This is a genomic window from Myxococcus sp. CA005, from assembly GCF_006518205.1.
GTDB classification, from domain to species: domain Bacteria; phylum Myxococcota; class Myxococcia; order Myxococcales; family Myxococcaceae; genus Myxococcus; species Myxococcus xanthus.
In genome coordinates this window covers 144,928-151,004 of sequence record NZ_SRLV01000011.1, presented here as the reverse complement: position 1 = coordinate 151,004, position 6,077 = coordinate 144,928, and the positions used below count along the sequence as shown (strand labels likewise).

The following is a 6,077-nucleotide window of genomic DNA, read 5'->3' as shown; positions in this document are numbered from 1 at the left end:
CGGCCAGCATGGCCCCCCCGCCCATGAGGCCAACCATCACCACCACCGCGACGATGATGATGACGGCGGAGTTGCCGGGCTTCCGCGCCGACTGCGTAGACGATGGATTCATTGAGGCACGAGCCTAAGTGGAGCGAGCGCACACCGAAAATCCGTCAACAGGCGGCACGCCAAAAAGGCGAGACATTCACTCCGGATAAGAATTCTTCGCTTCTTCTTTGAGAGCGCGCTCAGCGTCCTTCCGCTCCTGTCTCTCGCGTGCCAGTCGCACCTTCAAGTCGGCGTCTTTCTGGCGCTCGATGGGGTACTGCGTGAGCAAGAAGGGGGCGAGTTGTTCGAGCGACTGCTTGAGCGCGGGGAACGCGGTCTGATCCTTGTCGACCAGGATCTTCCAGGGCGCGGAGACGGAGCTTCGCCTCATGTCGAAGGCGACGTCGCGCACCTGTCGCTCCGATGGCACACGGACGGAGATACGATAGGAGGACGGAGTCCCGCAGGGCGTGACGTAGGCATATTCCTGGGAGCCAATCCAACGTCTCCCGCCCGATCCTCTTCGACTCCCGTACTCGACCTCGCATGCATCCAGGGGCAGCAACTGCGCCTGGACGGCGGCAAGCTCCGGAAGGCGCCCCACGTTCGTGGTCCGCATCCAGCCCATGGGCTGGATGCCCATCGTCACCACCCCGGTGAGCGCGATGCCCACCGTCACAACGGAAAAGCCGATGATGTTCTTCTTGATCACGGACATCCGCGCGAGCGGCGTAGGCAATGTCTCCATTGCCGCTGAAAACTAGCCGAGCCCTTGCAGCCTGGACAATCCGTCAACGGACTTCAGGACGGGGAACGCTCCGTCAGTCGCGCCCCTCGGCCGTTCTACGGCGCGTCGTCCACTGCCTGAAGGTACGTGTTCAGGATGTCCACGTAATGAGGCACGACCTCCACGGCCAAGACGTCCTGGAGCAGCTGGCGAGCCCCCTCCAAGTCCCCAGCATCCCGGCGTCTATCGACTTCAACCAAGGTGCGAGACAGGCGCCTCGACCCGGTGGAGATGCGGGATGCAATCTCCCTCACAAGAACTGCGGCGCTTTCGTCGTCCTGGAGCGCACGCGCTGTTTCGCTAGGCGAAATCCCCACGTCGTGCGCCGTGGCCTGGACAAGGGCGCGCGTTTCGGTGGTGAGGAAGGGCTGAACCGGGTCCGTGATACGGCGGCTCAGGTCTTTGACCGCGTCCCAATCCCGCTGGGTGGGCATGTGGTTCTCCTAGCGAGGGTGACAGTCTCGGAAGGGCCACTCTCGTTGCCCCTCGCAATAGCGAAAGCAGGCATAGCAGTCCCCAAGCCATCGGGGCTTCTTCTGGTCTCGACACCGGACATACTGGTCAGTGCAGTGCGCTCGCCACCCGTCATCGGCGCCAGCCTCGTCTCCCTCCTTCACCTTCTCGTTCGTGAACCTGACCGCGGCATCCATGGTCGCAAGGTGTGCGGCCGCCTCGCCCGCTGTGAGGCCGCACGCCTCGGGCACACCGGGGTTACGCTGAATGCAGCACGACACCGTGTCGGTACAGGACGCCAGGGCATAGGCATCGCGGCGGTTGGCCGCACCGGTGGCACTGCTGGCGCAGCCCAACGACGCAACGGCCAAGAGGCACAACAGGCCAGGTCCAGTCCTCAGCGCTTTCACGGAGCGCCGACTTTACCCGGGCGCATGGCAACAAGAACCAGCCCTCACACCCCAGAGACGGGCGCCGCCCGACAGGACTCGGGCGGCGGCCGTCGCGATGCATCTGGCGGTGCTTACGACAACCGCAACAACTTGCGCGCCTGCTCCGGCGTGGCGGGCTCGCGGCCATGGGCACGCGCGCGCTTCGCCGCCTCTGCGACGAGCTCCCAGTTGCCCTTCGCGAGCACGCCCTTGGACACGTAGATGTTGTCCTCCAGGCCCACGCGCGCGTTGCCGCCCCGCTTCGCCGCCTCGTCCACGTAGGCCAGCTGGTGACGCCCCACGCCGGCCACCGTCCAGGTGGAGCCCTCCGGCAGCGAGGCAATCATGAAGTCCAGCACCTCCGGACGCGGCTGCAACGTGCCCGGCACGCCGAGCACGAAGTCGAAGTGCGCTGGCAGGTCCACCAGCCCTTCCTTCGCCAGGTAGCGGGCCTCGTCAATCATGCCCACGTCGAAGCACTCCAGCTCCGGCCGCAGGCCAATCGCCCGGATGCGCCGGGCGATGTCACGCACGAGCGGCCGGGGATTCCAGAAGACCTCCTCGCCGAAGTTCACCGTGCCCGTCGTCAAGGTGGCCATGTCCGGCCGGTCCTCGCCGGTGAGCGTCAGCGGCCCGCAGCGCTGGTCCACCGTCATGCCCACCGCGCCGCCCGTGGACGTCTGGATGAGCACGTCCGTGCGCTTGCGGATGGCGCGGATGGCCGCGCGGAACAACTCCGCGTCCTGCGACGGCTTGCCGTCCGGCGTGCGCACGTGCAGGTGCACCATCGCCGCGCCGGCCTCGCGGCAACGCGCGGCGTCCTCGGCGATCTCCTCCGCGGTGATGGGCAGGTGCGGCGTCTGCTCGCGCGTCGTCTCCGCGCCCACCATGGCCGCGGTGATGACCATGGGCGTGCTCATGTCTGCCCCCGCTGCTTGTCCTTGGGCACCACACACGTCCCCGTGGCCCGGCACACCACCACCGGCTCCGCCAGGACGTCCGCCGCCGAGTCATTCACGTCCGGCCGCGGCTTGATGACCTTGCGCGCCTCGAAGCGCATCTTCCGAGACGTGTTGCCCGCGCTGATGATTTCGCCCTCCGCCTCGATGAAGTCGCCCGCGTACACCGGGGCCAGGAACTCCACCGAGTCATAGGCGCGGAACAGGCCCTCGTCCCCGTCGCTGCGGATGCACAGCTCCGTGGCCACGTCGCCAAAGAGGCCCAGCATCCGCGCGCCGTCGACCAGGTTGCCGCCGTAATGTGCGTCGTGGCTGCTCATGCGCAGCCGGATGATCGCCTTCGTTCCCGTGCTCACTGGGGCTCCCCCTGATAGTGCGCGTCCTTCGGCTCCTTGCCTTCCTTCTTGAGGAGCGCGTGGACGATGTAGTTGGCCACGTCGGACGGCTTGGTGCCGGGCCCGAAGCCGGCGTCGAAGCCCAGCTCCAGCGCCAGCTTGTGGTCCACGCGGGGCCCGCCCAGTAGCAGTTGGACCTTGCCGTGGATGCCAGCTGCCTTCGCCGCTTCGATGAAGTGCCGCGAGTTGTCCTTGTGCACATCGCGCTGGGTGACGACCTGGCTGACCAGGATGGCGTCCGCGTTGCGCGCCATGGCCTTCTTGATGAGGTCCTCGTTCGGCACCTGGCTGCCCAGGTTGAAGGCCTCGAACCAGGCGTAGCGCTCCAGGCCGTAGTCGCCCGCGTAGCCCTTCATGTTGAGGATGGCGTCGATGCCCACCGTGTGCGTGTCCGTGCCCGTGCAGGCGCCGAACACCACGATGCGCCGCTTCACCTTCTCCTTGATGAAGGCGTTGAGGTCGTCGAAGGACATCTTCTTCACGACGACTTCGGGCACGTCGATTTCGGCGTAGTCCAGCGCGACGGACGACCGGGCGTAGACGATGAAGAAGGTGTAGGTGTCCGCGGCGCGCTCGGCGGCGGCCACCTTCACGTCAGTGAAGCCCATCTTCTTCGTGAAGACGGCGGCGGCCTCCTTGGCCTTCTCGGACAACGGCACCGGCAGGGTGAACGACAGCTGCACCACGCCGTCGTCCCGCCGGTCGCCGTAGGGACGGATGATCTGCTTGCTCGGCTTCACCATCGGCTCACTTCCCTCCGGCCCGCTGAATCTTGACGCTGGAGCCCACCTTCTGGGCCAGCGGAGCGAACCGCTCCTTCTTCGTCTGCTCCAGGTAGAAGACGACCGACCACGTCGTCTTTCCGTCGCAGCCCACATACGTCACGGAATCCACCGCGCCACTGCCATCCGGCGCCACGTCCGTCTCCTGACGCTTCGCCGCTGGCTGGGCGCCCACCTTCAGACGCTCCCAGCCCTTGCCGCCAATGGACGCGACAATCTTGTCCACGCACGTCTGGGCCTTCATGCCCGCCGTCTGCACGGCGCCCACGTCCACCAGGAAGTAGGCGTCCCCACTGGGCGCCTGGAACTTGTTGGTCCCACCCTCCTCGGTGCGGTTCCATGAGGCGGGAACCTGGATGGACACGTTCTTCACCTGGACCTGCGCCAGCGCATCCGCGGAGCCGCCCGCGGAGAGGACCATGGCAAGGATTGAACCGAGCATCACTGCGCCTCCAGGAGTTCCAGGAACGGGTTGAAATAGTCCGGCGCCTTCTCCAGCACGCCGTCGAGGCCCTTGCCGCCGGTCTCCTCGCGCTTCACGTCACCGAAGTGGCCCCGGCCGATGGCGGTCACCATGCCCTCGTCGCGGCACTCCTGGAGCAACTGCTCCGCCCGGCCGAACACCTCGCGCGCGCGGTTGGCGATCTTGCCGTCCTCGCGGACGGTGAACTCCTCGTCGATGCCTCGCGCCGCGCGGTGGATGTAGGCCGCGGACTTGAGCGCCACGTAGCGGTCCGCCAGGAGCGGCGTGTGCATGGCCTCCGTCATCATGCCCAGCAGCTGGATGCCCTGCCGTGTCCACATGGCCACCAGGTTCGCCATCACGTCGTACGTGTGGCTGAAGAAGATGTCCGTCTCCTTGTGCTTGGTGGGCGGCATGTACTTCAACGGCGCGTCCGGGAAGCAGCGGCGCACCAGCATGGCCTGGGACAGCTCGAGCAGCAGCGTGTCCTCGCGGTACGGATCGATTTCGTACGCGTGGCCGATGCCCAGCTGCCAGTCCTTGAGGCCCGCGCGCTTGGCGAAGCACTCGTTGATGAACTGGCTGGCGATGACGGTGTGGGCCGCGTCGTACGCGTCCGCGGTGGTGATGTAGTTGTCCTCGCCGGTGTTGATGATGATGCCGGCCAGGGCGCAGATGCGGCGGCTGAAGTACTGGTCGATGAACGTGCGCCGCATGTTGATGTCACGGAAGAGGATTCCGTACATCGCGTCGTTGAGCAGCATGTCCAGCTTCTCGTAGGCCGCGCAGAAGGCGATCTCCGACATGCAGAGGCCGGACGAGTAGTTGGTCAACTGGATGTAGCGCTTGAGCTTGCGGCTCTCGTCGTCCAGGGCCTCGCGCATGATGCGGAAGTTCTCCTGGGTGGCGTAGGTGCCGCCGTAGCCCTCCGTCGTCGCGCCGTGGGGCACGTAGTCCAGCAGCGACTGCGCCGTGGACCGGATGACGGCGATGACGTCCGCGCCCGCCTGGGCCGCCGCGCGCGCCTGGTCCACGTCGTCATAGATGTTGCCCGTGGCCACGATGACGTACTTGTGCGGCGCCGGGGGCATGGGGAACTGCTTGCGGAGCTCTTCGCGCTGGGCGATGCGGGCCTTCAGGTCATCGAGCGCGGCGCGGGCTTCCGCGCGCACCTCCTCACGGAGGTTGTGCTCCTGCTCGGGCGACAAGGGGGCCAGCTTCTCCGTGGGGAGCGCCGTCAGCCGCTCCACGGCCTCCAGCGGACTCTTCGCACCCAACTGCAGCGCGCGGCCGTACCAGTAGGCGGCGCCCTTGTTGAGCACCCCGGCGGCCTTCAGCTTGTCCACCATCAGGTTGGCGAGCGGCACGCCCCGCGCGCCAGCTCCGGAGAGGCCGAAGAAGCGCAACACAGTGCGCTCGGTTGAAACAGTGGTGTTACGGCGGATGAGGTCGAAGATCGGGTTGACGATTTCGTCCGCCAGCTTGCGCGCATGTTCAATCCGCGCGTCTTCAATGAACGGGCCTGGCATGGACGCACCTTACCCGCCCGAACGACAGCGGGTAGCGCCGATGCGCACCTGTACAACGTTGCCGCACCGCATTATCGGTTCCGGGTTCAAAGCACCGAAGGGCCGGTGACCGTCCCCACCGACAGGACGGTGACGCCACCGGCTTTTCGGTGGCCACTCATGGACTCAACAGATAACCCACTGGAATCATTCAGAGTCGAGCGGTGGCATGTCCCCTGCTCAGGACGGGATTGCCTTACCCCCTGAGA

8 protein-coding genes are annotated in these 6,077 nt (G+C 66.3%); all 8 read right to left on the bottom strand.

Features of this window, described 5'->3' with window-relative positions; translation table 11 throughout:
• Nucleotides 1-187: 187 nt before the first annotated feature.
• The gene (locus tag FMQ63_RS07350; protein WP_020478366.1) at nt 188-748 is read right to left on the bottom strand and encodes a hypothetical protein; all 561 of its coding nucleotides are present in this window, start codon (nt 746-748) and stop codon (nt 188-190) included.
• A 125-nt stretch (nt 749-873) separates the two neighbouring features.
• Complete coding sequence (locus tag FMQ63_RS07345; protein WP_020478365.1) at nt 874-1,251, bottom strand: DUSAM domain-containing protein; 378 nt, start codon at nt 1,249-1,251, stop codon at nt 874-876.
• A 9-nt stretch (nt 1,252-1,260) separates the two neighbouring features.
• Nucleotides 1,261-1,680, bottom strand: coding sequence for a hypothetical protein (locus FMQ63_RS37790; protein WP_020478364.1), 420 nt, complete (start codon nt 1,678-1,680; stop codon nt 1,261-1,263).
• 113 nt (nt 1,681-1,793) lie between these two features.
• Nucleotides 1,794-2,621, bottom strand: a complete 828-nt coding sequence (locus tag FMQ63_RS07340; protein WP_011554385.1) for a 3-keto-5-aminohexanoate cleavage protein — start codon at nt 2,619-2,621, stop codon at nt 1,794-1,796.
• Nucleotides 2,618-3,016, bottom strand: coding sequence for a hotdog fold domain-containing protein (locus FMQ63_RS07335; protein ID WP_011554386.1), 399 nt, complete (start codon nt 3,014-3,016; stop codon nt 2,618-2,620). Before FMQ63_RS07335 ends, FMQ63_RS07340 begins: the two co-directional genes overlap by 4 nt.
• The gene (locus FMQ63_RS07330; RefSeq protein WP_011554387.1) at nt 3,013-3,798 is read right to left on the bottom strand and encodes an OAM dimerization domain-containing protein; all 786 of its coding nucleotides are present in this window, start codon (nt 3,796-3,798) and stop codon (nt 3,013-3,015) included. The genes FMQ63_RS07335 and FMQ63_RS07330 overlap by 4 nt, the downstream gene beginning before the upstream one ends.
• Nucleotides 3,799-3,802: 4 nt before the next feature.
• A complete protein-coding gene (locus tag FMQ63_RS07325; RefSeq protein ID WP_011554388.1) occupies nt 3,803-4,282 on the bottom strand; it encodes a hypothetical protein in 480 nt (159 codons plus the stop codon).
• Nucleotides 4,279-5,829, bottom strand: coding sequence for a lysine 5,6-aminomutase subunit alpha (locus tag FMQ63_RS07320; RefSeq protein ID WP_011554389.1), 1,551 nt, complete (start codon nt 5,827-5,829; stop codon nt 4,279-4,281). Before FMQ63_RS07320 ends, FMQ63_RS07325 begins: the two co-directional genes overlap by 4 nt.
• Nucleotides 5,830-6,077 lie beyond the last annotated feature (248 nt).

Excerpts from the sequence above, each read along its gene's own strand:
- FMQ63_RS07340 (WP_011554385.1), bottom strand. The coding sequence starts at position 2,621 with ATGAGCACGCCCATGGTCATCACCGCGGCCATGGTGGGCGCGGAGACG.
- FMQ63_RS07350 (WP_020478366.1), bottom strand. The coding sequence starts at position 748 with ATGTCCGTGATCAAGAAGAACATCATCGGCTTTTCCGTTGTGACGGTG.
- FMQ63_RS07320 (WP_011554389.1), bottom strand. The coding sequence starts at position 5,829 with ATGCCAGGCCCGTTCATTGAAGACGCGCGGATTGAACATGCGCGCAAG.
- FMQ63_RS07345 (WP_020478365.1), bottom strand. The coding sequence starts at position 1,251 with ATGCCCACCCAGCGGGATTGGGACGCGGTCAAAGACCTGAGCCGCCGT.
- FMQ63_RS07330 (WP_011554387.1), bottom strand. The coding sequence starts at position 3,798 with ATGGTGAAGCCGAGCAAGCAGATCATCCGTCCCTACGGCGACCGGCGG.